This is a genomic window from Sphingosinicella sp. BN140058 (assembly GCF_004135585.1).
Classification (GTDB): domain Bacteria; phylum Pseudomonadota; class Alphaproteobacteria; order Sphingomonadales; family Sphingomonadaceae; genus Allosphingosinicella.
In genome coordinates, this window is the sequence record NZ_CP035501.1 from 5,509,776 (window position 1) to 5,536,693 (window position 26,918).

At 66.9% G+C, this 26,918-nt stretch carries 22 protein-coding genes; 11 read left to right on the top strand and 11 right to left on the bottom strand.

What is annotated here, in order from left to right:
- Positions 1-5: 5 nt before the first annotated feature.
- The gene (locus ETR14_RS25040; protein WP_129390533.1) at positions 6-383 is read right to left on the bottom strand and encodes a helix-turn-helix domain-containing protein; all 378 of its coding nucleotides are present in this window, start codon (positions 381-383) and stop codon (positions 6-8) included.
- Positions 384-480: 97 nt separating this feature from the next.
- Between ETR14_RS25040 and ETR14_RS25045 the strand changes: the two genes are divergently transcribed.
- Entirely contained in the window at positions 481-1,599 is a 1,119-nt protein-coding gene (locus ETR14_RS25045; RefSeq protein ID WP_129390536.1) for an NADH:flavin oxidoreductase, read from the top strand.
- Between the two features lie 7 nt (positions 1,600-1,606).
- Here ETR14_RS25045 and ETR14_RS25050 read toward each other — a convergent pair whose 3' ends face one another.
- From ETR14_RS25050 to ETR14_RS25060, 3 genes are all read right to left on the bottom strand, one after another.
- Positions 1,607-2,581, bottom strand: a complete 975-nt coding sequence (locus ETR14_RS25050; protein WP_129390539.1) for an MBL fold metallo-hydrolase — start codon at positions 2,579-2,581, stop codon at positions 1,607-1,609.
- Positions 2,582-2,595: 14 nt separating this feature from the next.
- Complete coding sequence (locus tag ETR14_RS25055) at positions 2,596-3,657, bottom strand: SDR family oxidoreductase (protein ID WP_129392395.1); 1,062 nt, start codon at positions 3,655-3,657, stop codon at positions 2,596-2,598.
- Between the two features lie 82 nt (positions 3,658-3,739).
- Positions 3,740-5,122 carry an RNB domain-containing ribonuclease gene (locus ETR14_RS25060; RefSeq protein WP_129390541.1) on the bottom strand — a complete coding sequence of 461 codons (1,383 nt, stop codon included), beginning with the start codon at positions 5,120-5,122 and terminating at the stop codon, positions 3,740-3,742.
- Positions 5,123-5,286: 164 nt separating this feature from the next.
- Between ETR14_RS25060 and ETR14_RS25065 the strand changes: the two genes are divergently transcribed.
- The gene (locus ETR14_RS25065; RefSeq protein ID WP_129390544.1) at positions 5,287-6,810 is read left to right on the top strand and encodes a sodium:proton antiporter; all 1,524 of its coding nucleotides are present in this window, start codon (positions 5,287-5,289) and stop codon (positions 6,808-6,810) included.
- A gap of 9 nt (positions 6,811-6,819) precedes the next feature.
- On the opposite strand, the gene ETR14_RS25070 is transcribed toward ETR14_RS25065, so the two are convergent.
- Entirely contained in the window at positions 6,820-8,073 is a 1,254-nt protein-coding gene (locus ETR14_RS25070; protein WP_129390547.1) for a b-glycosidase, read from the bottom strand.
- Between the two features lie 128 nt (positions 8,074-8,201).
- Between ETR14_RS25070 and ETR14_RS25075 the strand changes: the two genes are divergently transcribed.
- Positions 8,202-9,317, top strand: a complete 1,116-nt coding sequence (locus tag ETR14_RS25075; protein ID WP_243455680.1) for a phosphoribosylglycinamide synthetase — start codon at positions 8,202-8,204, stop codon at positions 9,315-9,317.
- 4 nt (positions 9,318-9,321) lie between these two features.
- On the opposite strand, the gene ETR14_RS25080 is transcribed toward ETR14_RS25075, so the two are convergent.
- Positions 9,322-9,678: a GFA family protein gene (locus tag ETR14_RS25080; RefSeq protein ID WP_129390550.1), complete on the bottom strand. Its 357-nt coding sequence runs from the start codon at positions 9,676-9,678 to the stop codon at positions 9,322-9,324.
- A 188-nt stretch (positions 9,679-9,866) separates the two neighbouring features.
- Between ETR14_RS25080 and ETR14_RS25085 the strand changes: the two genes are divergently transcribed.
- Complete coding sequence (locus ETR14_RS25085) at positions 9,867-11,093, top strand: multidrug effflux MFS transporter (protein ID WP_243455681.1); 1,227 nt, start codon at positions 9,867-9,869, stop codon at positions 11,091-11,093.
- Between the two features lie 11 nt (positions 11,094-11,104).
- Here the strand turns inward: ETR14_RS25085 and ETR14_RS25090 are convergent, their stop codons facing one another.
- A complete protein-coding gene (locus ETR14_RS25090) occupies positions 11,105-12,466 on the bottom strand; it encodes a VWA domain-containing protein (protein ID WP_165356609.1) in 1,362 nt (453 codons plus the stop codon).
- A gap of 438 nt (positions 12,467-12,904) precedes the next feature.
- Here ETR14_RS25090 and ETR14_RS25095 point away from each other — a divergent pair, with 438 nt between their 5' ends.
- Positions 12,905-14,344 (top strand): methyl-accepting chemotaxis protein, encoded by a 1,440-nt coding sequence (locus ETR14_RS25095; RefSeq protein ID WP_165356610.1) that lies wholly within the window; start codon positions 12,905-12,907, stop codon positions 14,342-14,344.
- A gap of 48 nt (positions 14,345-14,392) precedes the next feature.
- On the opposite strand, the gene ETR14_RS25100 is transcribed toward ETR14_RS25095, so the two are convergent.
- A complete protein-coding gene (locus ETR14_RS25100; protein WP_129390562.1) occupies positions 14,393-15,466 on the bottom strand; it encodes a 3-deoxy-7-phosphoheptulonate synthase in 1,074 nt (357 codons plus the stop codon).
- Between the two features lie 8 nt (positions 15,467-15,474).
- A complete protein-coding gene (locus tag ETR14_RS25105; RefSeq protein WP_129390565.1) occupies positions 15,475-16,416 on the bottom strand; it encodes a prephenate/arogenate dehydrogenase family protein in 942 nt (313 codons plus the stop codon).
- 192 nt (positions 16,417-16,608) lie between these two features.
- Here ETR14_RS25105 and ETR14_RS25110 point away from each other — a divergent pair, with 192 nt between their 5' ends.
- Positions 16,609-17,001, top strand: a complete 393-nt coding sequence (locus ETR14_RS25110; RefSeq protein ID WP_129390568.1) for a hypothetical protein — start codon at positions 16,609-16,611, stop codon at positions 16,999-17,001.
- A 161-nt stretch (positions 17,002-17,162) separates the two neighbouring features.
- Positions 17,163-18,725 (top strand): aldehyde dehydrogenase (NADP(+)), encoded by a 1,563-nt coding sequence (locus ETR14_RS25115; RefSeq protein WP_243455957.1) that lies wholly within the window; start codon positions 17,163-17,165, stop codon positions 18,723-18,725.
- 53 nt (positions 18,726-18,778) lie between these two features.
- Here the strand turns inward: ETR14_RS25115 and ETR14_RS25120 are convergent, their stop codons facing one another.
- Complete coding sequence (locus ETR14_RS25120) at positions 18,779-19,576, bottom strand: SDR family oxidoreductase (RefSeq protein WP_129390574.1); 798 nt, start codon at positions 19,574-19,576, stop codon at positions 18,779-18,781.
- Positions 19,577-19,638: 62 nt separating this feature from the next.
- The gene (locus ETR14_RS25125; RefSeq protein WP_129390577.1) at positions 19,639-20,217 is read right to left on the bottom strand and encodes a TetR/AcrR family transcriptional regulator; all 579 of its coding nucleotides are present in this window, start codon (positions 20,215-20,217) and stop codon (positions 19,639-19,641) included.
- Between the two features lie 154 nt (positions 20,218-20,371).
- Between ETR14_RS25125 and ETR14_RS25130 the strand changes: the two genes are divergently transcribed.
- From ETR14_RS25130 to ETR14_RS25145, 4 genes are all read left to right on the top strand, one after another.
- Positions 20,372-21,586 (top strand): efflux RND transporter periplasmic adaptor subunit, encoded by a 1,215-nt coding sequence (locus ETR14_RS25130; RefSeq protein ID WP_206185913.1) that lies wholly within the window; start codon positions 20,372-20,374, stop codon positions 21,584-21,586.
- Positions 21,587-21,596: 10 nt separating this feature from the next.
- The gene (locus ETR14_RS25135) at positions 21,597-24,818 is read left to right on the top strand and encodes an efflux RND transporter permease subunit (protein WP_129390579.1); all 3,222 of its coding nucleotides are present in this window, start codon (positions 21,597-21,599) and stop codon (positions 24,816-24,818) included.
- Positions 24,818-26,227 carry an efflux transporter outer membrane subunit gene (locus tag ETR14_RS25140; RefSeq protein ID WP_129390581.1) on the top strand — a complete coding sequence of 470 codons (1,410 nt, stop codon included), beginning with the start codon at positions 24,818-24,820 and terminating at the stop codon, positions 26,225-26,227. The genes ETR14_RS25135 and ETR14_RS25140 overlap by 1 nt, the downstream gene beginning before the upstream one ends.
- A 97-nt stretch (positions 26,228-26,324) precedes the next feature.
- A complete protein-coding gene (locus ETR14_RS25145; protein ID WP_129390584.1) occupies positions 26,325-26,816 on the top strand; it encodes a hypothetical protein in 492 nt (163 codons plus the stop codon).
- Positions 26,817-26,918 lie beyond the last annotated feature (102 nt).

Below are 26,918 nucleotides of genomic sequence, written 5' to 3' on the forward strand. Positions count from 1 at the left end.
CAAGGTCAGGCCGCCGCCGCGCAGCGTTGATCGAAGGCACGCCGCGCCTGCTCGACGGCGGGCAAGGATGCCACCGTCCAGGCGTACATCGCCCTGAACGGCGGCTGCAAAGTTCGGCCGAGCGGCGTGATCGAATATTCGACCGCAATTGGCGAGAGCGGGATCACGCGGCGCTCGACGAGGCCGTTGCGCTCCAGCCGGCGCAAGCACTGAGTGAGCGCCTTCTGAGTCACGCCCTCCAGCTGGCGCTTGATCGCATTGAACCGTTGCGGCCCGCCGTCGAGCACGGTCAGCACCATCATCGACCATTTGTCGGCGATTTGATCGAACAGCAGGCGGCTCGGGCAATCCGCTGCGAAACGCTGCGCTCCACATTCCTGCATATGGTTTCCTCGGATATACTTGGTCGAAAACCGGTGCCTCATTGACGCCAGGTATATAGTTTATACTTGAACCGCTCCGACAACAAGGAGCCCGTTCATGGCCGCGCCGCTCGACACACTGTTCCGACCCTTTCAGCTGAAATCCCTGTCTCTCGCCAACCGCATCGTCATGGCGCCGATGACCCGATCGTTCGCGCAAGGCGGCATTCCCGGTTCGCCGCAGGCGGACTATTATCGTCGGCGCGCCGAAGGCGGCGTTGGCCTAATCCTGTCGGAAGGCACGGTGATCGACCGCCCGGCGTCCCGCAACGATCCCGGCATTCCCTTCTTCCACGGCGACGCCGCGCTCGCGGGCTGGACGCAGCTGATCGATGCCGTTCACGGCGCCGGCGGCCGCATGGGCCCGCAGCTCTGGCATACCGGCGCGGTCAAGAGCTTCCAGACCGATTGGGTGCCGGAGGCGCCGGTCGAGAGCCCGTCGGGGCTGGTCGCTCCGGGCATGCCGCGCGGAGTCGCGATGACCGAGGAAGACGTTGCCGACACGGTCGCCGCCTTCGCGCGCGCCGCCGCGGATGCGAAACAACTCGGCTTCGACACGATCGAGATCCACGGCGCACACGGCTATCTGATCGATCAGTTCTTCTGGGGCGGCACCAACGAGCGCACCGACCGCTACGGCGGCGCCACGATCAAGGAGCGGTCGCGCTTCGCCGGCGAGGTGGTCGCCGCCATCCGCGCGGCGGTCGGACCGGATTTCCCGATCATTCTTCGGGTCAGCCAGTGGAAGCAGCAGGATTATGCCGTCAAGCTCGGCGAGACGCCCGACGCGATGACCGATTGGCTGGCGCCTCTAGTGGAGGCCGGGGTCGACATCCTGCACTGCTCGCAGCGCCGCTTCTGGGAACCGGAATTCCCCGAGCTCGACGGCGCGACCGGGCTCAACTTCGCCGGCTGGGCGAAGAAGCTGACCGGCGCGGCGACGATCAGCGTCGGCTCGGTCGGCCTCTCCGGTGACTTCATGGCGGCGTTCGGTGGCGAGCGGTCGAGCCCGGTCAACCTCGACCATCTCATCCACCGGATGGAGCGGGACGAATTCGATCTGATCGCCGTGGGACGGGCGCTGATCACCGATCCGAACTGGGTCGCCAAGGTGCAGGCCGGCGATCATGCCGGGCTGAAGAGCTTCGATCCGGCCAGCCTCGGCGAGCTCGCCTGATCCACCGCTAAGCGTCGAAACACGCGCCCGGATGGGCCGGCACGAACCGGGCAGGGTCGATCCCCTGCCCGGCCAGTGCCGCGGCAAGCCGCTCGGCGGGCTCCCCGCGCGGCTCATCGGTCAACTGGAACGTCCCCCAGTGGATGCCGATCGCGCGCTTCGCCTCGAGATCGAGCATGATCCGCACCGCCTCTTCCGGATCGCAATGCTGGGCGGCCATGAACCAGCGCGGGGCATAGGCGCCGATCGGGATCAGGGCGAGATCGGGCGCGCCGTGCTGCGCGCGCATCTCGCGGAAGATGTTGCCGGTGCCGTAGCCGGTATCGCCGGCGAAATAGATGAGGCGGTCCGGCGTTCGCAGCATGAAGCCGCCCCAGAGCGCCATGCGACGATCGGCGATGCCCCGCGAGGACCAATGGTTGGCTCGAACGATGGTGGCGTGAACGTCGTGACGAAGGGCGAAAAGGTCGCCCCAGTCTCCGGCCTGGATCCACGCCCCTCTGAGGTGCCGCCGCAGGATCGCATCGTTGCCAAGCGGCGTCAGGATGAGGGCCGCGTCGCGGTGTTGCAGCCGCTTCAGGGTGGCGATGTCGAGATGATCATAATGGTTGTGCGAGAGCAGGATCGCATCGATCTGCGGCAGGTCCTCGAAGCGGATGCCGGGCGCCGTGACCCGCCGCGGGCCGGCGAACCGGAGCGGGCTGGCGCGGTCCGACCAGACCGGATCGGTGAGGATGTTGAGCCCTGCCGCCTGGATGAGCAGGGTGGCGTGGCCGACCATGGTAACCCTCAGGCCATCCACCCGCCGCTCCGGCACGACCGGAGACGTCGCGACATGGCTGGGCCAGCGGCTCCGCTCGCCGCCTCTTTGCCAGCGCAGCACGTCGCGCAGCGATCGGTCGGTGTCCGGCTCCCCGGGATTGAAGAAGCGCCGGCCGTCGAAATGGTCGCTCGGCGGCGCCTGCACGTAAAGGTTGGGCAAGAAACCTCGTCCGGTCAGGGGATCAGGCGATCGGCCCTAAGCCGCGCAAAGAGATCGTAGAACGAATCGTCCGTCGCTCTGTATCCTATGAAGCCGAGCCGGCGACTCTTCGACATGTCGGTGACCACCTCGATCGGGCGGCCGAGATCGGCGTCGGTGTGCCAGGGCGAGATCAGTCGATCGAGTTCCGGCTCGGCGAGCCCCTCGCGCTCGGCGAGGCGCCGCCAGATCGCCCCATCGTCCGCCATCTGCTGCTCCAGCGGCTGAATGCTGCCGTCGAACGGCGCCGGCGCGATACCGAACCAGTCGGCAATCCGTCCCCACATCCAACTCCAGCGGAAGACGTCGCCGTTGACGACGTTGAACGCCTGGTCGCGGGCCGCCGGCGTCGTCGCCGCCCATAGCAGATGCTCCGCCAGTTGGCCGGCATCGGTCATGTCGGTGAGGCCGTCCCATTGCGCCGCCGAGCCCGGGAAACGAAACGCACGGCCGGTCTCGCGGCAGAGGGTCGCGTAAACGGCGAGCGTCGTGCCCATGTTCATCGCGTTGCCGATCGCCTTGCCGATGACCGTATGCGGACGGTGGACGCTCCACGCGAAGCCGTCGCGTTCGGCGGCGGCAAAGACTTCGTCTTCCTGCGCATAATAGAAGTTCTCGACATCGAGCCGCCCCTGCTCCTCGCGAAACGGCGTATGCGGAAGCGCGCCCTTGCCATAGGCTTCGAACGGACCGAGGTAATGTTTGAGGCCTGTGACCAGGGCGACATGGCCGGTGCTGCCATTGCTGCGCAGGCCATCGAGCAGGTTGCGCACCATCGCCGAATTGACCCGGATGTTCTCGGCCTCGCTGTCCTGGCGCAGCCAGGTGGTGATGAACACCGCATCGGCCCTGATCCCGGACAGGGCCGCCGCGGTCGCGGCCGCATCCTGAAGGTCGGCGGCGACGGGGCGCACCCCGGGTTGCGCAACGGCGCGGCGGGCAAGGCCGTGAACGGCCCAGCCTTGCCTCACCAGCAACTCCGCCGTGGCGCTGCCGACGATGCCGCTTGCGCCCACTACCAATGCCGTGCCGGCCATCTCGATCTCCTGACGTGCCGACGCCACGTAGGTGCGCACCTGGCCATTACCAGAGCGGATCGGACGCTAATCGACGGGCGGATCAGCGTACGGGATCGAACGCGATCGCACGCCGATCCGGATCCGCCGCTTTCAGACGCACTTCCAGCCGATCGCCGGGTGCGGTGCCGTCGACGGCGACGCGGCCGACCACGGGATGATCGCACAGCTGGATGCGGGCGCCGCGATCGTCGGCATCGGTGACGATCGCGCAGAAGACCTCCCCGACCGAGCCTTGCAGCATCACCGCTTCGGCGAGATCGATCACGGCGCGGTCCACCTGCCCGCTGAGCGCGTCGGCACGCGCCATGACCGGCGGCAGCGCGGCAAAGGCCTGTGTCACCACAGCCGGAACCGGTTCGCCATTGGCGACCGCAAGCGCGGCCCGCACGACGTAGCGGTCGGCAAGCCGGCGCAGCGGCGCGGTCGCATGCGCATAGCGCGCCGCCATGGCGGCATGCCACGGCTCGGCGCCCGGGACGAACGGGGCGTAGGTCGCACCGCCGCCGGCGCGGCGGATCGCCAGCATCAGCGCCGCATGCTTGGGATCGGCGGGGTCGAGCCCCTTTTCGAAGCCGGCGAGATCCGTCGTCTCCGGCCACTCCATCCCGAACGCATGGGCGGTGAAGCGAAGGCGGCGGACGGCGAGCGCGTCCGCTTCCGGCATGATCCTGAACAGCCCCGTACGATGCGCGTACAGCGCGTCCGCGATCGCGAGGTTGGCTGCCAGCGACAAGGCGGCGTTGCGGATTTCGGAAAGGAGGCGCGGCCGGAACACGAGCCGGAATCCCGCGCCGTCCCGCGCGAGTTCCTGTTCGGGCGGATCGATCCGCGCGGCACCACGGCGCTGCTCCGCCTGCGCAATGCGGTCGGCGAGCTCGGAAAAGCCGGAGGGCAGCTGTTCGTCGCGAACCGTGTCGTAGGCGAGCTTGGCGCGGCTGCGGATCACCGCGCGCTCGGCACCGTCGAGGCGCACCGCACCATCAACGGCGACCCGGATCGTGAAGATCACCGCCGGCCGCGGACCATCGGGCAGCAGGCTGGCCGCATGCTCGCTCAGCACCGGCGGGTAGAGGCCGGCCTTGCCATCCGGCAGATACAGGGTCTCGCCGCGGCGCCACGCTTCGCGATCGATCGGATCGCCATCCTCCACGAACCAGGCGACGTCGGCGATCGCATAATGAAGCACCAGATCGGCGCCGCTGCGCTCGATCGCGAAGGCCTGATCAAGGTCGGTGGAGGAGGCCGGGTCGAGCGTGACGAACGGCCGGTCGGTGCGATCGACATGCGCGGCCGGCGCCCGCGATGCTGCGCGCTCTGCAGCCTGGAGGACGTCGGGTGGGAAAGATGCGGGGACCTTGTACGCGCCGCGAATGGCGGCAAGTCCATGAGCGAGCGCGTTGCGCGGATCGGCGAGGGTCTTCATCACACCCGGCGATACACGGGACGTGGCGCCGTCCAATCCGCACGCCGGCAACGCCGCCATGCCGTCAGGAACTTTCGCGTGGGCTGGCGAATTCTGATCTCCTTGGGCGAGACGTCCGGAGACTGCGGCGGCGCCTGCATCCCAATCACTGGCAAAGGGCCGAAATGCTCCTGTTCGAGACCATCCTCGGCCTCCTCCTTGGTGCAACCCTGCTGTCGGCGATCGCGCAGCGAGCGAACATCCCCTACCCCACCTTGCTCGCGGTCGGCGGCGCGCTGGTCGCGTTCCTGCCCGGCGCGCCGGAATTCGCTCTGCCTCCGGAGCTGATCCTCGCCCTGTTCGTCGCGCCGATCCTGCTCGATGCCGCCCACGATGCGTCGCTGCGCGATCTCAAGCAGAATTGGCGTCCCCTCCTCTCCCTCGTCCTCGTCGCCGTCGGCCTCACCACCTTCGTGGTGGCGCTGACGGCGCGTGCGCTGGTGCCGGACTTTCCGTGGGCCGCGGCGATCGCGCTCGGAGCGCTGGTTGCACCGCCGGACGCAGTCGCGGCACTCGCCGTGCTGCGCCAGGTTGAGCCTCCGCATCGGATTCGAAAGGTGCTGGAGGGCGAGAGCCTGCTCAACGATGCCTCGGCCCTGCTCATCTACAAGCTTGCGATCGGCGCCGCCGCGGCGGGCAGCTTCAGCGTCGCCGATGCAGTGCCGACCTTCGGTTTGGTGGTGATCGGCAGCATTGCGGTCGGCTGGCTGCTGGCGTGGCCGGTCGGCTATCTCGTCCACCGCATCGAGGATGCACCGACATCGGTCGTCCTGCAGTTCGTGATCACTTTCGGCGTCTGGCTGCTCGCCGAGCGGCTGGGCCTTTCGGCGGTGATTACCATCGTCGTATTCGGCCTCACCACGGCACGGCGCAGCATGTACCCCATGGCCTCGAACGTACGGGTGCCCTCCTTCGCGATCTGGGAAAGCGTCACCTTCGTGCTGAATGTGCTCGCCTTCACTCTGATCGGGCTGCAGTTGGGGCCGATCCTGGAGCCGCTCAGCGGCAGCGAGCGGGTGCGCTACATCGGTGCGGCGCTGGCCATCCTGGCCGCGGTGATCCTGATCAGGCTGCTGTGGGTCACCGTCTACACATTGCTGCAACGGGCGCGCCGGCCGGATCCGCAGGGCAGGCCGGCACGGCTGACCCCGAAGAGCGGGCTCGTCATCGGCTGGTCGGGAATGCGCGGCATCGTCACTCTGGCGGCGGCGATCGCCCTGCCGCAGAGCTTCCCGCACCGCGACTTCATCCTGTTCACCGCCTTCGTGGTGGTGCTCGGCACCCTGGTTCTTCAGGGGCTGACCCTGCGTCTGCTCATCGCATGGTTGAAGCTTCCGAAGGACGATGTCGTCGAGACCGAGCTGACCGAGGCGCGGGCGGTGGCGTTGAAGGCGGCGATGCAGGCGCTCGAACAGGAAGACGGCCCCGCGGCCGAGCGCCTCCGCCGCGAATATAAGGAGGCTCTCCACCAGGCACGACGCGGCGGAGACCCGCGCGACACGGCCGACAATGCGCTGCGCCGGCGGGTGGTGCCGGCATCGCGCAAGGCGATCGAGGACCTGCGCCACAGCGGCACGATCGGCGACGATGCCTATCGGCTGGTCGAGGAGGAGCTCGACTGGCTGGAGCTCAGCGCCCGCGCGCCCTGACCTGCGGGCTCAATGCCAGTCGGCGTCGGGCTTCGGATCCATCTCTTGCGCCGCGCGCCGGATGTCGGTCAGATCGACGGCGGAATCGAACGGATTCGCATCGAGGCTGGTCACCCGGTTCAAACGTCGCTGCCAGCGGTGCAGGCACTCGACATAAGGAAGGTACGGCTTGCGCAGCAACGTGCCGTCGGGCAGCTTTTCGACGTCGGCGATGCCGTTATGAAGCCATTCGCCGTTGTGCCAGTCGGGCATGTCCACCGCCGGGAACAGGCAGAGGCCGTGGAGGTCGACGCCGCGCCGGATCGCCGCCATGGCTTCGACGACGATGTCGTTCAGCCAATCGGGACGGCCGCCCTTCAGTCCCGACGTCTCGGCGACGATGCAAGGACGACGGTACTTGGCCCACGCCTCCTCGATCAGGTCGCACAAAGGGCGAATGCGATCGTCGCCGGGCTCCAGTGCGGCGTGCGGCCCGCGCTCGCGATATTCCATCTGGCCGAAACTGTAATTGTTGAGCCCGATGATATCGAGCACCTCCGGGCACCCGCCGAGTTCGGGATGTTTGAGGCCCGAGATCACGTCCCAGGCGAGATAGGCGTCGTCATAGCTTTCCCGGTGCGCCGCCTCGGCGAGATCGGGGCGATCGCGCGGCGGGACGACCCATATCAAGGGGTCGATATGGACCATCCGCGCATCCGGAAAGTCGGCGCGGATCGCCTTGGTCGCTGCAATGTCGGCGCGCGCGAGCGCGGTGGTGAACCGCCGCCGATAGTCCGCGCTGGTGCCGAATGGCGCCGCCCAGGCCCATTCCCCGCCCATATAGCCCCAGAAGGTCGGCTCGTTCATCGGCGTGAAGAAAAGCGGCCCGTGATGGGCGCGCTCGGCTATGTAACGCGCGGCAGCGCGTGCGAAGTCGGCGAAGCGATGGACGAAGGCGTCGCTGAGCGGATCGAGCCCGGCGGGATAGCCGTAATGGCACAGATCCCAGATCGGCAGGATGGAATGCCGGCGCTGCGCCGCCAGGAAACCGTCGATGCACGAGAAGTCATAACCGCCGCCGCCGCGGTCGATCAACGGCCACGCAATGCCTTCCCGCGCGACGGCGATGCCGAGCGACTTCAGGAACGCATAATCCTCATTGGCATGGGCGTAATGCTGGATCTCGGCGGAGAGATCGCGGCGCCCGGCATCCTTCCAGTCGAAGGTCGAGCATTCGAAACCGGAGAGGAAGAAGGTGGGGAAGAGCGAGTTCGTTGTCGGCATGGAACGACTACGCACGAGCGATGGCGGAAGTTCAGGCGCGCCGGGCAACCGTCACGCGAGTGACCGCAGATCGACACAGGCGTGTCACCCTGATCGGCGACAAGGCACCTCCGGCCAAGGAGGACAGGATGCATTCGATTGATGACCGCATGAGCGCCACGCCGCTGCCGCTGCTTCGGATCGCCGACGAGGACAAGGTCCGCCTGCGCATCCTCTTCCTCGCCAAGCATGCGCTTTCCGAGGGCCGCCCCGACGCCCGGGACGGCAGCCACGCCCTCTATCATCATGAAATGTTGACGGCGCTGCGGTCGATCGGCCTCGACGTCTCCGCCGCGGACCGGTTCGAAGACCTGTTTCAACGACCCGAGGCGGACTTCGTGATCCCTCTGCTCAACCGGGGCGGCTTTCAGAATAGCGAGATGCTGGCGCCGTTGCTGCTCGCCCGCCACGATCTCCCTTTCCTTGGCGCAGCGCCGATCATCCGCGGCCTCTCCGACGACAAGCATTTGATGAAGGTGGTGGCGAGCCGCCTCGGCGTGCCGGTCACGCCCTGGCAGATCGTGCGCGAGCGCTCCCCGGAGCTCGGCGAGCCCGATTTCGCCTGGGACCGGCTGGTCGTGAAGCCCAATGCGAGCTCGGCCTCGTGGGGCGTCGGCATCTTCGAGCGCTGGAGCGACGCCAGGGACCATGCGGAGGCGCTTGCCGCCGCCGGACACGACGTCATCTTCGAACCTTACGCCCCGCTGATCGACATTGCCGTTCCGGTCGTCGGCGGCACCGGCCCCTGGCTCCTGCCCGCCACCGGCTATTTTCCCGCGGATCCGAGCCAGGTCCGCTCCTACGAGGAGAAACGGGGGCTTGTGCCGACGGAAGACGATCCCCTGGAGCAGATCGGCGATCGCCGGCTGGTCGAACAGCTCGAACGCCACAGCCGGACCCTGATGACCGAGCTCTGGCCGTTCGATTACGGGCGCTTCGAATATCGCTACGACCCGACGACCGGCGCGATCCGCTTCATGGAGGTGAACCTTTCGTGCAACCTCTGGTCGCGCAAGACGATTTCGCGGGCTGCGCGGTCGCTCGGCGTCTCCCACCGGGAACTCGTCGAGACGATTCTCGCCCACTCCATGCTGAGGCAAGGCGTGATCGATCGCGCCATTGCCGAAAACGGGCAAGATGTGCGGGAGGTCACGGGCCTGTACGCCCTCGCTTCCGATCCGCCGCTTAGGATGCGTGTCGCCTGAGCCGTCAGGCCATGCCCTTGCCGATCGTCGCCCGGACCGGAATACCGGCGGGATCGAAGTCGGCGAGGCAGAAGACGTTTACACTGAAATAGTCGGGAGTGACCCGTTTGCGGTGGAACGGATAGATACCGCAGGTCCGGCAGAAGAAGTGCCGCGCCGTCATGGTGTGGAACTGGTACTCGGTCAGGCTCTCCTCACCGGAGAGCAGGCGAAAATGATTTTCGTGGACCTTCACCATCAGCGCGTTCTTGCGCCGGCAGATCGAGCAATCGCAGGTGGTGAGCTCCGGAAAGTCGGTCTCGATCGTGAAGCGCACTGCGCCGCAGTGACAGCTCCCCTGATAAAGCCGAGCCTCTCGCATTACCGTCTTCCCCCTGTTCGCACCGCCAGCTAGCCCGCGCCGCCTGCCTTTTCTACCCCGCCTGCGCGGCGGATCACGGAACTTGCCACATCGCACAGCGTCGCGCAGGGAGCCGAGCAAAGGAAAGAACGTTCGTGATGAGCCCGTCGACACCGCTAGCTGAGATGCAAGAAAGAGGCGGGCCCGGAATGCGCGAATCCATCGCGCTGATGGCGGCGCTGATGGCGTCCAACGCTCTGGCGATCGACGCCATGCTCCCGGCGCTCCCGGCGATCGGCCGCGCGCTCGACGTCACCGAGGACAATCGCCGGCAATTGGTCATCACCGCCTTCATCCTCGGTTTCGGCATCGCCCAGCTCTTCTGGGGGCCGCTTGCCGATCGATTCGGGCGCAAGCGCCTGCTCACCGGCGGGCTGATTCTCTACGGCCTGCTCGGCATCGTCGCGGGGCTCGCGTCGAGCTTCACTTTGCTGCTGGTGGCCCGTGTCCTGCAGGGCATGGCCGCGGCGGCAAGCCGGGTGCTCGTCGTCGCAATCGTCCGCGACCGCTACCAGGGACCGGCAATGGCCCGCGTGATGTCGCTGTCGATGATCGTGTTCATGATCGTGCCGGTGCTTGCGCCCACCTTCGGTCAGACGGTGCTCGCCTTCGGAACCTGGCGGCACATCTTCATCGGACTCGGTGTTTACGGCGCGGTGCTCGCACTCTGGAGCAGCCTTCGTCTGCCGGAAACGCTGACTGCGGACCAGCGGCGGCCGTTGTCGCTCGGGCATCTCGGCGAGGCGATGGGCATGGTGCTGCGCAACCGCCAGTCGATCGGCAACACAATCACCCAGACTCTGGTGCTCGGCGCACTCTTCTCGTTCATCAACTCGGTCCAGCAGATCGTCTTCGACGTGTTCGACGCCGGCGGCATCATGGCCCTGGTCTTCGCACTGATCGCCGGGCCGATGGCAATCAGCGCCTATGCCAATTCACGGCTGGTGATGCGGCTCGGATCCCGGCGGATCCTGCTGGTCGCCTTGAGCTTCTTTACGGGCGTCGCGGCCGTCCATCTGGCCGTCGCCGCGATGATCGGCGAGAACCTGTGGGTGTTCGTCGCCTTGCAGGCCGCGACGATGATCTTCTTCGGCCTCATCGGCGCCAATGCCGGTGCGCTTGCGATGGAGCCGCTGGGACACATCGCAGGCACCGCCTCTTCTCTGCAGGGGGTGATCACCACCGTCGGCGGAGCGCTGATCGGCTTCTTCATCGGCCAGCATTTCGACGGCACCACCCTGCCCTTCCTGATCGGCTTCACCACCTGCGGGCTCGCCTCGCTGCTGGTGGCGGTCTGGGCCAATCGTGCGCCGTCCGGCGACATGCGGGACGAAGGTGAGATCGACATTCAGGAGATCGAGAGCCGCCCCGCCTGAACCGGCGGTGCTCAGCTCTGCAGCGGAGTTGCCCCGGCACCATTGCATCGGCCCCGATCATAATGGCCGACGGTGCGGACGATCTCCTCGCGGGCGGGTTCAATCCGGCGGCCCTCGACGATCCCGGCAAGCACACGGGCGATCACCTGATCGAGGCGCGACACGACATAGCAGGCGAGATCCGGCTCGGCATGGGCGTCGCCGACGCCGCTGTCGTCCGTGAGGAAGATGTAGCGGCCCTGGGTCAGCGCGGCCATGGTGCGCATCACATATTGTGCGCTCTCCTCGACCCCGCTCGCCGCGACGGGAACGATCTGGACGCCGCGGGCCCGAAGCTTCTGGGTGGCGGCCAGGGTCGGTGCCAGTCGATCCGCGTGCGGCGGCGCGTCGGCGACGAGCAGGATCGCCTTGGCGGCTGCCGTCCGCCACTGCAGCCGGCCGGCCGCTGCGATTGCCTGGTCGACGGCTTCCGGCGTGTCGCCGCCGCCCCCCGCCTCCTGATCGGCGAGCGTCGCCCGGAGTGCCGCGACGTCGCTGCTCAACGGCGCTGCACGCACCACATAGTCGTCGCCTTCGTCCCGATAGGCGATCAAGCCGATGCGCAGATCGAGATTGCCCGACTCCCGCTTCAGCCGCGCGAGGATGCTGTCGAGTTCCGCCTGCAGATAGGCCATTTCGTCGCCCATGCTCCCGGTCGTATCGACGACCAAAGCGAGGTCCATCGCGGCGACCGGCTGCGCAGTACCCGGGAGAGCGATTGCGATCCGTCGGGCACCGTGCCCGGCAAGATCGACCGCGCGGCTGGCGGAGCCCGCCTCGGACTGCACTTCGACGGTGGTTTTCGCCGGCACGGAATCGAACCGCGGATAGAAAGAAGCGACCCCGTCCGCGGCGGCGACCAGATGAAGTGGGGGGCCACGCCGCTGCACGTCCACCTTTGCAAATGGAACAGCCCGGCCGTCCGCGTCGACGATCTTGATTGCGACGCGCGTGCGGGTGTCGACGAACGGCAGATCACCTCCGTGCTTCTGCAGGAATCTCCCGGCATAGGCCGCATAGAGTTCGGGATTGAGCAGATCGTCATGGTCGCCGGCGGTCAGCAAACCAGCCGCCTGACGGCGCGGCGGCGGCGGGGCGGGCGCTGGCTCCACCTTCGTCTCGCTCTTGCCTCGGACGATCCCTGCGATGCTCCACTCGCTCTTCCGGCTGAAGGATGTTCCTTCTTCGGCCGCTCCGGCATCGTCCGCGGCGACGGGCTCCTCGACGGCATTGCCGCCCGATACGGCCTCTCCACCGCCACAGGCGGCAAGCATCAGCGGCAATGTGAGGTACGACAGGAATGAAATGCGACGAAAGATCGTGGTTGTCGGCATGGCTTCATCCTTGAACGGGAGCAGTTCGCAATATCTACCTGCCGGGTAGAGAATGCCAAATGGAGCTTTGGTGCAGAAGCTGTGCAGCGCCGGCGCGCCGGCGGAACGGCAAGAGCAGCGAAGACGTCCTCGGCGCGTCAGCGTCACAATGGTGCAATGGCGGCGCTTCGGCTCCGGGAGTGCCGATGTCATGCCAACCCTGCACCGGGTCCTCTGCTTCTTGCTACCCGGGCAGCGGTCGTCTCCCTGGCGGTGCAGGTCGCTGCGTCGGCTCGTGGAATGTTAGTCAGAAACGTTCCAGAAACAATGCAATCATCGCGGCACGTTGCGTGGGACAACAGTGTAAAGCCATTTACCAGAAGCTCTTTGAATTGCCTGATATGGCCTTTCTGCTCATACAGGCACCATCCAAGCGTATTTTCCTATCCTTCGATCACAGTGATCGATTTTTCCGTCTACGTAGGATTACGGGTGTGTTCGGACTTTGTTTACACTCCTGTTAGTAGAGGGCGTTCGATCGCGGGGCTAACCCGCCGCTGCAGGAATGCACAGGGAGATTCGTACATGGAATGGTTTCAAGTGGTGGCACCGATCCGCCAGAAGACGTTCGTCGCCTTCGGGACGATGATCGCCTTCATCGCCGTGGTCGGCAGCGTCGCATCGCTCGGCGGGCCGCTCGTCGGTGCCGCCGCGACCCTGATCGCCGCGGGCGCTGCGGCCCTCCTCGCCGCGCGCTTTCGCAGGGCGATCTGTGATCCCTATGTTTCTACCGTGGTCCGGATGGAAGCGCTGGCGGCCGGCGATCTGTCCTCCCCCATCGAATTCACCCACTACAAGGATTGCGTCGGGCGGATGACGAAGGCGATGTTCACCTTCCAGGAGACCGCGCTTGCCCAGCAACGCTCGTCCGCCGAGCAGAGCCATCTCGTCGAAACGCTCAGCGCCCATCTCGAGACGCTCGCGGCCGGCGATCTCAGCCGGCGCATCACCGAAGAGTTTCCGGACCATTATGCGCAGCTCAAGGACAGCTACAACCAGGCGGTGAGCGCATTAAGCGATCTCGTCGGCGCGGTTCGGGAAAGTGCGGAAACCATCAACGCCGGTTCGGGCGAGATCGCCCACGCCTCGGAAGACCTGTCCCGCCGCACCGAGCAGCAGGCTGCGTCGATCGAGGAAACGGCAGCGGCCATGACCGAGATCACCGCGACCGTGCAGAACAGCGCCACCGGCGCGAACGAGGTCAACAAGCGCGTTCTCGCCACGCAGGCGGATGCGCAGGAAAGCAGCAAAGTCGTCTCTGCGGCGGTCGCTGCGATGGCCGCGATCGAGCAGTCGAGCCAGGAGATCACCAAGATTATCACGGTGATCGACAAGATCGCCTTCCAGACCAATCTGCTCGCGCTCAACGCCTCGGTCGAGGCGGCCCATGCGGGCGAGGCGGGCCGCGCCTTTGCCGTCGTCGCCAACGAAGTGCGGGCGCTCGCCCAACGTTCCGCGGACGCCGCGCAGGAGATTGGAACCCTGATTTCGAACAGCTCCCGTCAGGTCGAAGGCGGCGTCGCTCTCGTCTCGGAGGCCGGCCAGGCGCTCGACCGGATCATCGGCTCGATCGACGAGGTTAGCGGGCTGGTCGGTCAGATCACCATGGCAGCGGACCAGCAGAGCTCCGCTTTGGCGCAGGTCAGCACCGCCGTCGTCGACATGGACAAAGTGACGCAGCAGAATGCGGCGATGGTCGAAGAGACGTCTGCCGCCGCGCGCAATCTCGCGAGCGAAGTCTCGGCTCTGGCCGCTCGCACCTCCCAGTTCATCGTGGCATCGGACGGCGCCCGCCCGACCCGCTCCGCCGAAGTGCATAGCTGGCGCCGCGCCGCATAAGCGGGCGACGAAAGTACGACGACCTTCAGGCAGTCTGGTCCGTTCGGATCAGGCTGCCTGGTCGGTTCCGCGGACGCGCCGCGCGTCCACTGCCGCGGCGAGACGATCGAGCATCTCGACTGTCTGGTCCCAGCCGACGCAGGCGTCGGTGATGCTCTGGCCGTAGGTGAGGCGCTCGCCGGCGACGAGATCCTGACGGCCCCCGACGATATGGCTTTCGATCATCATGCCGAACACGCGGCGATCGCCGGCCGCAAGCTGGCGTCCGACCTCGTCGACGACGAGGTGCTGACGCTGCGGATCCTTGAGGCTGTTGCCGTGGCTCGCGTCGATCATGATCCGGCACGGCAACCCCGCGCCTTCGGACTGGGCACAGGCGGCCGCGACGCTCTCCGCGTCGAAGTTCGGCTTGACCCCGCCACGCAGGATGATGTGGCAATCTTCGTTGCCGGCGGTGGAGACGATCGCCGAATGGCCGCCCTTGGTCACCGACAGGAAATGATGCGGCTGCGAGGCGGCCTTGATCGCGTCGAACGCGATCCGCAAATTGCCGTCGGTGCCGTTCTTGAAGCCGACCGGGCATGACAGGCCGGAGGCGAGTTCACGGTGGACCTGGCTCTCGGTGGTCCGGGCACCGATCGCCCCCCACGAGACGAGGTCGGCGATATATTGCGGCGTGATCATGTCGAGGAACTCCGTCCCCGCCGGCAGGCCCAGCGCGTTGATACCGAGCAGCAGCTCGCGGGCGGTGCGCAGGCCCTTGTTGATCTGGAAGCTGCCGTCGAGGTCCGGATCGTTGATCAGGCCCTTCCAGCCGACCGTGGTCCGCGGCTTCTCGAAATAGACGCGCATGACGATTTCGAGTTTGTCGCCGAGCCGCTCCCGCTCTGCCCGCAGCCGCTTCGCATAATCGAGCGCTGCCGCCGGATCGTGTATCGAACAAGGCCCCACCACGACGAGAAGCCGGTCGCTGCCCCCGTGGAGGATGGCATGGATCCCGGCTCGCGCTTCCCAGACGGTGTCGCGAGCGCGATCGTCGAGGTACAATTCCCGCAGCAGATGCGCAGGGGGAGCGAGTTCCTTGATCTCGCGAATACGGGTGTCGTCGACCTGGTGCAGCATGATCTCTTCTATCTCTTCCCGGCGTCCGAGCCGGCCTGTTCCTCCGGTACCCGCCCGAAGTCCGCTTTCGCAACATCCTGCCCCTGCTCGACGATGCCGCGCCGGATCTCACGGGTGCGCGTGAACAGATCCAGCAGGGTGTCGCCGTCATCGTGCCGGATGGCGCGTTGCAGGTGAAACAGGTCTTCCGAAAAACGCTGCAGCATCTGCAGAACGGCACCTTTGTTGGCAAGGAAGATGTCACGCCACATCACGGGATTAGACGCAGCGATTCGCGTGAAATCGCGAAAGCCCCCGGCGGAATATTTGATCACCTCGCTCTCGGTGACCCGTTCCAGGTCGGACGCCGTGCCGACGATGGTGAACGCGATCAGGTGCGGCAAATGGCTGGTGACGGCCAGGACCATGTCGTGGTGGGCGGCATCCATGATCTCCACCCGGGCGCCGAGCGCCGCCCAGAATGCGGAGAGCCGCTCGACCGCCTCCTGCGGCGCGTCATCGTCCGGCGTGAGAATGCACCAACGCCCACGGAACAGTGCTGCGAATCCTGCCTCCGGCCCGCTATTCTCGGTTCCGGCGACCGGATGGGCAGGAATGACGGTGGCGCCGGGCAGCGCATCCCGCAAAGCAGCGGCGACACCCGCCTTCGAGGAGCCGACATCGCTCACCATCGTCCCCGGCGCCACGCTTCCCGAAATAGCACGGGCCGCCTCGGCCATGGCACCGACGGGCACGCACAGGATGACAAGATCCGCTCCCGCAGCAGCATCGGCGGCTGATCCCGTCACGATGTTGACCAGATCCAGGTCTCCGGCCCGGCGGCGAACGTCGGCGTCGGCATCGTAGCCGCGCAAAGCCGCTTCTGGCAGGCTCGAGCGGACCGCGCGTGCGATGGACGAGCCGATCAGACCCAGACCGATGATGGCAATGGTGTGAAAGGGTGCATGCATGATTATGGGATCCAATCGAGCCCGGTCGCTCCTGTGTCAACCCGTTCCTGCGCGAAGGCATGCCGACGCGCCCCGCCTCAACTTGGATCCCGTGCCCGACAGCAGGGCGCACGACAAGTCAGCCCCGGTTAAGCGCGTTTGCGGTAGGTGGCTCCCAGAGCCAATGTGCCCAGAAAGAAAGAAGGAAGTGTAATGCGAAAGCTGATCATGCTTGCGCTCGGGGGCCTGCTTGCGGCGACCGCCCCGGTTCAAGCGAAGACCGCGGTCGACGGCGAAGCGAAGCTCGCCAAGGCGCTCGAGGGCCGCGTTGCCGGCAAGCCGGTGGACTGCGTCAACATGCACAATGTCCGATCGACCCGGATCATCGACGGCGTCGGCATCCTCTACGATGCCGGCAGCACGATCTATCTCAATCGTCCGCGCTCGGGCGCCGAGTCGCTCGACAAGTGGGATACGTTGGTGACGAAGCTCTATTCGTCGCAGCTGTGCAGCATCGATACCGTCCACCTCTACGACACGTCGTCGCGGATGCAGACGGGCTTCGTCTTCCTGGGCGATTTCGTTCCCTATCGCCGCGTGAAGTGAAGCCGACGAGCGGTCCGCTGAGGGCGGAGCGGAAACGCTCCGCCCGTATCACATGTGAGCGCTAACATCCTCCCCGTTGCTTTTCGCCCCGCGGGACCTAGATGGGCTCGGAGGGCCGCCGCCGCGGCCGCAAGGGAGGACGCGACGTGATCAACGGAGAGATGTTCATCGGCAGCCGCAGCGTGCAAGGCACCAGCGGCGAAGTTCGCGCGATCAATCCTGCGACCGGCGAAACGCTCGAGCCGGCTTATCGCGGCGCGACGCGTGCAGAACTCGACGAGGCCTGCCGCCTGGCCTGGGACGCATTCGATCCCTATCGTGCCCTGGCCCCCGAAGAGCGCGCCGCGTTTCTTGAGGCGATCGCGCAGAACATCGTCGATATCGGCGACGAACTGATCGAGCGTGCCATGGCGGAGAGCGGTCTGCCCCGCCCGCGCCTCGAAGGCGAGCGCGGCCGCACGGTCGGTCAACTTCGTCTGTTCGCCCAGGTCGTCCGCGACGGCCGCTATCTGAACCTTCGCATCGATCCGGCCCAGCCCGAGCGCAAGCCCCTGCCCCGCGTGGACCTGCGCCTGAGGATGATTCCGCTTGGGCCGGTGGCGGTGTTCGGCGCCTCGAACTTCCCGCTCGCTTTCTCCGTTGCCGGCGGTGACACGGCCTCTGCGCTTGCCGCAGGCTGCCCGGTCGTTGCGAAGGCGCATCCCGCCCATCCCGGCACATCGGAGCTGGTTGGCCGCGCCGTCCAGAAGGCGGTTCAGGACAGCGGCTTGCCCGAGGGCGTGTTCTCCCTCGTCTTCGACAGCGGCTACGAGATCGGCCAGGCCTTGGTCGCCGATCCGCGTATCAAGGCGGTCGGCTTCACCGGTTCCCGCCGCGGCGGCCTCGCGCTGATGAAGATCGCCCAGCAGCGGGAAGAGCCGATCCCCGTTTATGCCGAGATGAGCTCGATCAATCCGGTCATCCTGTTCCCTGGTGCGCTGGCCGCACGCGGCGAGCAGATCGCGCAAGGCTTCATCACGTCCCTGCTGATGGGTGCCGGCCAGTTCTGCACCAGCCCCGGCCTGATCCTCGCGATCGAGAGCGACGCCCTCGACAGCTTCATCGCCGGCGCCGGATCCGCGCTCGAAAATTCCAGCGGCGGCACCATGCTGACCCCCGGCATCCACCAGGCCTATGTCGACGGCGTCGAGAAGCTGCGCAGCCACACCGACGTCAAGCCGGTCGCCCATGGCAAGGCCGGCGAGCGCTACCAGGGCGTTCCGAGCCTGTTCTCCACCAGTGCGGAAGCCTTTTTGGCCGACAAGGCGCTGGCCGAGGAGGTCTTCGGATCGACCTCTCTGGTCGTCCGCTGCCGCGACGAGGCCGAGCTCGCCCGCGTCCTCGACAGCCTCGAGGGTCAGCTCACCGCCTCGCTGCACATCAGCGAAACGGACCATGACGACGCCCGCAAGCTGATCCCGGTGCTGGAGCGCAAGGTCGGCCGCATCCTGGTCAACGGCTTCGGCACCGGCGTCGAAGTCGCGCCCGCCATGGTCCATGGCGGTCCGTTCCCCTCAACTTCGGACGGCCGCTCGACTTCGGTCGGCACCTTGGCGATCGATCGCTTCCTGCGGCCGGTATCCTACCAGGACATGCCGGACGCGCTGCTTCCCGCGGAACTGCGGGATTCCAACCCGCTCGGTCTCGATCGCCTGATCGACGGCAAGCCCGTTCTCGGCGCCTGACCTTCGCGGTCGGAAAGCAGTAAGTGCGGCGCTCTTGTGAGCGCCGCCCTTTTTCATGCGCCGTTGTGATAACGCGGTGCGATGCGATCGCGGGAGACGTTTGCCGCGACCCGCGCCTCCGCCGCGACGTAGCTCTGCCAATCGGTGATCTCGGGCAGCGAGGGAATGCAGATTTCCTCCTCGAGTTCGAGGCCGCGCAGCGAGGCCACGACCAGATCCTCGGCACGCATCACCCGCTCGGGCGGGAAGTTGGCGAGATCGTTGCCGGCGACCTGGTGGAAATCGGTCGCGATCACGCCGGGAATGACCAGCTGTACGCGCACGCCGGTGCCGGCGGCCTCCAGCTGCATGTGGCGCGTGAACGCCAGGACGTAATTCTTCGAGGCGCCGTAACCGGCATTGCCCGGCATCTGCATGAAGGCGGTGCCGGACGAGATGTTGATGATCGTTCCGCGTCCCGCAGCGACCATCCGCTTCATCGCGGCATTGGAGAGCCGGCTGAGCGCAAGGACATTGACCCGAAGCATGGCGTCGAGCGCGTCGAAATCGAGCTCCGCCACCCGGCCGCGCGCCGCGTAACCCGCATTGTTGATCAGCATGTCGATCTCCGGCGCTTCGCCGAGCCGCGACGCCACCGCTTCGACTCCGTCCCGCGTGGCGAGATCGGCGGGCAGGATCTCGACCTCGATCGAGTGCGCGGCACCGAGTTCGTCCGCCAGCGCCTGCAGCCGATCGGCGCGACGTGCGACGAGCACGAGATCGTGCCCGGTACGGGCAAGATGTTCGGCATAGACCTGGCCTATGCCGGCCGAAGCGCCGGTGACGAGGGCGCGCGGTCGTGTCAGTGGCATGTTGTTTCCCGCAAAGCTGAGTTTCGCCACTCAATCGCCGGGAGCGGATGCCGTTCCCTCGCTCAGGCGCCAGAATCGTCGGCCAGAGCCGCCTCGAGCAGGCGCTGCATGTTCCGCCGTACCGCATTGCTGTCGCAGCCGGACAGCGGCCCGACCGCCATGATCGTCCGTAGCACCGTCGTGCCGAAGAAGACGCTGAGCGCGAGACTCGAGCGGATTTCGGGATCGACGCCCGGCAGCAGCCGCGCGATCGGTTCGAGCACCGACTCGCGCAATGCTTCGCGGATGATCTCGGTCGCCTTGGGCGACGAAGCGGAGCGCAACATGATCAACAGCCCCTCCGCATGCTTGCGCCGATCGGCATCATCCTCCTCGGTCGAGAGCGAGGCGAGATAGGCGGGAAGCTGCGCTGCGGTAACGGTCGGATCCAGCCAATCGGCCTTCTTGCCGGCCTGCAGCACGTCCTTGAACAGGGCTTCCTTGGAGCCGAAATAGCGGCTGACCAGGGCGACATCGACCCCGACGTCCCGAGCGATATCGCGCAGGCCGACATTCTCGTAGCTTTCCTGAAGAAAGCGCTGACGGGCGGCGGCGAGCATCGCCTCTCGGGTGGCGGCGGCATTTTTAACGCGCGGGGGCATGAGGCCTCGATAGCAGCAAGTGGTTAATAATCAACAATTGTTGACATGATAAGTCTACGGCCGTTGACATGAGCTGAACGGCACCGTACTTCGCCTCTTGCCTGCCGGGGAGTGGGCCGCGAGTCTCGCGCTTGCCAAAAACCGAAAGCTGACCATGTCTCTCAAGAAATCTGCCGCGCTCGGCGGCATGCTGTCGCTCCTTCTTGCCGCCTCGGTGGCCGGCTGTTCGAAAGGTGAGGAGCAGCAGGCGCCTCCCCCGGTGATGCCGGTGACGGTCGCTGCGCCCGTGGTGCAGGAAGTGCTCGATTGGGATGATTTCGTCGGTCGGTTCGAGGCGATCGAGAATGTCGAGCTCAGGCCGCGGGCGACCGGTTACCTGCAGGCGGTCCATTTCCGCGACGGCCAGTACGTGCGCAAGGGCCAGCTTCTCTTCACGATCGATCCGCGCCAGTCGCAGGCCGCCCTCGCCCAGTCCCAGGCGCAGCTCGCCCGTGCCCAGGCGACCCTCGCCAATGCCCGCACCGAGCTCGCCCGCTCCCGCACGCTGGCAGCGTCGCAGGCGGCGAGCACCGAGGAAGTCGAGCAGCGCCTTGCCGCCCTGCGCACTGCGGAGGCCGATGTCGCCGCGGCACGCGCCGCGATCAGGGCTCAGCAGCTCGGTGTCGGCTTCACCCGCGTGACCGCGCCGATTTCGGGGCTCGTTTCCGAGCGCCGGGTCGATCCCGGCAATTCGGTCACCGCCGATCAGACGGTGCTGACGACGATCGTCTCCACCTCGCCGATCCACTTCGCCTTCGACGGGTCGGAAGCCCTGCTGCTCAAATATCAGCGGCAGAATGCCGGCAGCCGCTCCGGTACCCAGGTGCGGATCCGGCTGCAGGACGAGGCCAGCTACGTTCATGCCGGCACGCTCGATTTCGTCGACACGACCGTCAATGCGGGCGCCGGCACCGTCCGCGGCCGCGCGGTGGTTCCCAATCCCAACAATTTTCTGAAGCCCGGCATGTTCGGTCACATGCGGCTGGCCGCGTCGCAGCCCTACCGCGCGCTGCTGGTGCCGGAGACCGCGATCGTCACCGACGCGGCCCGCCGTGTCGTCTACGTCGTCTCCAAGGACGGTACCGTGCTCGCGCGCCCGGTGGAGCTCGGGCCGCTCAACGGTGCCCTCCGCGTCATTCGCAGCGGCCTGGCGCCGCAGGAGCAGGTGATCATCGACGGCCTGCAGCGTGCACGCCCCGGACAGAAGGTAAAGCCGACGCCGGGCCGTATTCAGGCGGCAACCGGCCCGGAGCCGACGCCACAGGCACCGGCTCTCCAGCCCTCGTCGATCGCCACCCCGGTCGGCGGCGCACCGGCCGCCGGTCGCTGAGGATCCATCGATGAACATTTCCAAATTCTTCATCGAGCGGCCGATCTTCGCCTCGGTGATCGCCGTCTTCATCGTGCTGATCGGCGCCTTCGCCTATCCGCAACTCTCCCTATCCCAATATCCCGAGATCGCGCCGCCGACGATCAGCGTCACCGCTACGTTCCCCGGCGCGTCGGCGGAGACGATGGCCGACACCGTCGCCACCCCGATCGAGCAGGAGATCAACGGCGTCGAGGACATGCTCTACATGAGCTCGTCGTCGACCTCGGCCGGACTCACCCAGATCACCGTGACCTTCAAACCCGGCACCGACCTTGATGCCGCGCAGGTGCTCGTCCAGAACCGGGTCGCCTTGGCGGAACCGCGGCTGCCTGAAGAGGTGCGCCAGATCGGCGTCACCGTCGCCAAGCAGTCGTCGGGCTTCCTGATGATCGTCGCGCTGACCTCCACCGATCCCAATCTGAACATCGATTATGTCGGCAATTTCGCCAACTCCAACCTGCGCGACCGCCTGCTTCGCCTCGAAGGCGTCGGCGGTGTCCAGGTGTTCGGCGGCGGCAATTATTCGATGCGCGTTTGGATCGATCCGGACAAGGCGGCGGCACGCAACCTCACCGCCGACGAGATCGTCGCGGCACTGCGGACCCAGAACGTGCAGGTCGCCGGCGGTGCCGTCGGTCAGCCGCCCTACGGCAAGGGCAATCCCGCCTTTCAGCTTCCGGTTCAGGTCCAGGGCCGACTGACCGACCCCGATCAGTTCGCCGACATCGTCATCAAGACCGATGCGACCAGCGGCGCGATCACCCGCGTCCGCGACATCGGCCGAGTCGAGCTCGGCAGCCAGGAATATGGTATCGAAGGATCGTTCAGCGGCCGCCGCGGCGTTGCGCTGGCGATCATCCAGCAGCCCGGCTCGAACGCGCTCGACGCGGCGGAGCTGGTGCTGAAGGAAGTCGAGGCGGCGTCCAAGGACTTCCCGCCGGGCATCGTCTACTCGATCCCCTACAACCCGACCGAATATGTCTCGGCCTCGGTCGAGGCGGTGCAGGAGACCCTGCTCGAAGCGATCGTGCTCGTGATGATCGTGGTGCTGGTCTTCCTGCAGACCTGGCGCGCCGCGGTGATCCCGATCGTCGCGATCCCGATCGCTTTGGTCGGCACCTTCGCGGTTCAGCTCGCGCTCGGCTTCTCCATCAACTCGCTGTCGCTCTTCGCCCTCGTTCTCGCGGTGGGCATCGTCGTCGACGACGCGATCGTCGTCGTCGAAGCGGTGGAGAAGCATATTCGCGACGGCCTGTCGCCGCGCGAAGCCGCCCACCGGACGATGCAGGAAGTGTCGGGTGCACTGATCGCGATCGGCCTGGTGCTGACCGCGGTGTTCATCCCGACCGCCTTCGTCTCGGGCATCCCGGGCATCTTCTACCGCCAGTTCGCGGTGACGATCGCAGCGGCGTCGGTGATCTCGCTGATCGTCTCGCTTACTTTGTCGCCGGCCATGGCCGCTTTGCTGCTCAAGCCGCATCACGATCATGACCCGAACAAGGGTCCCTGGGTGATGCGGGTTGTGCGCACCGCCGGCAACAAGTTCAACGGTGCCTTCGACTGGCTTTCCGACCGCTACGGCCGCATGACCGGACGGCTGATCCGCATGGCGACGATCATGCTGGTCGTCTATGCCGGACTGCTTGCCCTCACCGGCTGGCGTCTCGGCGCCACGCCCACCGGCTTCATTCCCGAGCAGGATCAGGGCGTGCTGATCGGCGTCGTCCAGCTGCCGCCGGGCTCGTCGCTCGAGCGGACCAGCGCGGTGCTCAACGATGCCTACAAGATCGCCCGGGGAACCGACGGCGTGGTCGATGCGGCGGTGTTCGCCGGCCTCGACGGCGCCAGCTTCTCCCAGGCGTCCAACTCCGGCACCATGTTCCTTCGTCTCGCCGATTGGGGCGAGCGCAGCGACAAAGGCGGTCAGTCCGCGGCCGAGCTGTCGCAGCTGATCACCGGCAAGGTCGCCGGTGCGATCCAGGGGGCTCAGGTATTCTTCATCTCGCCGCCGGCGGTGCCGGGCCTCGGCACCGGCAGCGGCTTCGTGATGATGCTGCAGGATCGTTCGGGCGCGGGCTACAAGACGCTCGAAGGTCTGACGTTCGGGATGATGGGCGCTGCTGCCCAGAAGAAGGAAGTCACGCAGGTCTTCTCGCTGTTCAACACCGGCTCGCCCCGGATCCAGGCCGACGTCGACCGCGATCGTGCACAATTGCTCGGCGTGCAGCCGTCGCAGGTCTACAGCGCGCTCGGGACGTATCTCGGCTCCACCTACGTCAACGACTTCAACCTGCTCGGCCGCACCTTCCGCGTCACCGCGCAGGCGGAGCCGTCGGCGCGAGACGACCTCTCCGACATCGGCCGTCTCCAGGTCCGCTCGGCGAGCGGGGCGATGGTGCCGCTGGCCTCGGTCGCGACGTTGCGCAACGACAGCGGGCCGACCCGCGTGGTGCGATACAACATGTTCCCTGCCGTCGAGCTGCAGGGGCAGGCCGCGCCAGGTGTCTCGTCGGGCGTCGCCTTGCGCACGATGGAGACCCTCGCCCAGCAGACGCTGCCGCCAGGGTTCAGCTATGAATGGACCGGCATCGCATTCCAGGAACAGAATGCCGGCGGCAGCGCCGTGCTGATCTTCCTCCTGGCCGTGGTATTCGTGTTCCTTGTGCTGGCCGCGCAATATGAGGCGCTGACCCTGCCGATGGCGGTGATCCTGATCGTGCCGATGTGTATCCTCGCAGCCATGATCGGCGTCGGCCTGCGCGGCATGGACAACAACATCCTGACCCAAGTTGGATTGGTGGTGCTCGTCGCCCTTGCCGCGAAGAACGCGATCCTGATCGTCGAATTCGCAAAGCAGGGCGAGGAGGAAGGTCTGGATGTTCACCAGGCCGCCGCCACCGCCGCCCGCCAGCGCCTGCGTCCGATCCTCATGACCAGCTTCGCCTTCATCTTCGGCGTGATCCCGCTGGCGATCGCCGTCGGCCCCGGCGCGGAGATGCGCCAGTCGCTCGGCACCGCGGTGACGTTCGGCATGATCGGCGTCACCCTGTTCGGCCTGATCTTCACGCCGATCTTCTACGTCGTCATGCGCCGCATCGGCCTGTTCTTCGAGAACCGGCGGAAGCGAAAGGCGGCGCCCAACGATCATGGCACCGCGCCCCATGGTGCGCTGCCCGAGGCCTCCCACTGATGTTCCGTAAGCTCATCCCCGCCGCGAGCCTGCTCGCCCTCGCCGCCTGCACGGCCGGCCCCGATTATACTTCGCCCGCCCCCAAGGCCCCGGCGCAAACCGGGTTCGTCAGCGCGGCCTCGCCCGCCTTCACCGGCGACGAGCCGCCGGGCCGCTGGTGGAGCCTGTTCGGCGATCCCGTGCTGGACGGCCTGATCGAGCAGGCGCTGACGGCGAATACCGATCTCCGGATCGCGCAGGCGAATTTGGCCCAGGCCCGGGCGGTGCTGCGCGAGACGCGGGCCGGCCGCCTGCCCTCGACGACCGTGTCGGGGGGTGTCACCTACGCAAATCCCTCCGACGCCAATTCGCCCGTCGCATTGGACAGCGACTTCACCTTCGATGCCGGGCTGGACGTCAGTTACCAGCTCGATCTCGCCGGCCGCATCCGCCGCGGCATCGAAGCGAGCCGCGCCGACGTCGGTGCGATCCAGGCTGCCTTCGACTTCACCCGGATCACGGTCGCGGCCGAGACGGCGCGCGCGTATGCGGATGCTTGCAGCTCCGGCCGCCAGCTTGCGGTGGCACGGGAAAGCGTTCGCATCCAGGAGCAGACTTTCGATCTGACCCGGCGCCTCGTCGCCGGCGGCCGCGGCACTGCGCTCGAGACCGGCCAGGCCGGCGCGCAGCTCGAACAGACGCGGGCCCAGATCCCGACCCTCGAGGCACAGCGACGAACCGCGCTCTACCGCCTTTCGGTGCTGACCGGCCGCCCGCCCGCGGAATTCCCCCAGCAGGTCGCCGCGTGCGAGACCGCGCCGTCGCTATCACGGCCGATCCCGGTCGGCAGCGGCGCATCGCTGCTCGCCCGGCGACCCGACATCCGCCAGGCGGAGCGCGAGCTCGCCGCGGCGACGGCGCGGATCGGAGTCGCCACCGCCCAGCTCTATCCGGACATCAGCCTCGGCGGATCGATCGGATCGACGGCGACTTCGATCGGAGACCTCGCCTCGAGCTCCGGTTTCCGCTTCGGCATCGGTCCACTGATCAGCTGGTCCTTCCCCAACGTCGCCGTCGCCCGGGCGCGGATCGCGCAGGCGGAAGCCGGCGCCGACGTGGCACTGGCACGGTTCGACGGCACCTGGCTCAATGCCCTCCAGGAGACGGAAAGCGCACTGACCCGCTACGGGTCGGAACTGGACCGGGTCGCGACCTTGCGCCGGGCGCGCGCCAACAGCAACGAGGCCGCCCGGATCGCGCGCCTGCGCTACCGCGCCGGTCGCGAGAACTTCCAGGTGGTGCTCGATGCCGAGCGTTCGCTGTCGGAGATCGAGGCATCTCTCGCTCAGGCCGAGGCGCAGCTTTCGGACAATCTGGTCACCGTCTTCCTCGCGCTCGGCGGCGGTTGGGAACAGGCGCCGGCCGCCTGATACATCTTGCGACACTTCTCCGCCGGCCGCGGGGAAGTTTCGCGACAGCCATGGTCCATGTCCAGCGTGGCGCCGTTGCGGCGTGACCCAGGAGACCATGATGACCAACAAGAAGAAGATACTGCTCGGCGGCGGCGGCATCGCCCTGCTCGCAGCTGCGGCGGCGGGCTTTGCCTTCGCGCCGGGACCCCGCGGCCTGGCCGCAGCGGACCTCGACGGCAATGGCGAGATCACGGCGGCCGAGCTGCGCAGCGCGGCCCAGCAGAAGTTCGCCGAGGCCGACGCCGACAAGGACGGCAAGCTGACCGGAGAGGAACTGCCTCGCCGCGGCCGCGGCGGCCACCGCGGACGGCACCATGACGGCCCGCCCCCACCGGCGACCCCACAGCCGGGCGTTGCCGCCGAGGCTGCGCCTCAGCCTTCGCGTCCGAAGCTCGACGCCGATGGCGACGGGGCGGTGACCGCGGCCGAATTCGCTGTCGGCTTCGAAGCCCGGTTCGCCCGCGCCGACGCAGACCATAACGGCATTGTGAGCGCGGCCGAGCTTGCTGCGGCAAGGCCGCAACGGGGCGGCCACCACCGCCGATGAAGAGAAGGCGGCCGGTCCTTGAGGCCGGCCGCCCGACCGGTGCTGTGCTCTTCGCGGTCGAGCGCGGTTCGAACCGTCACGAAGGCTCCTTAGGCTTGCCAA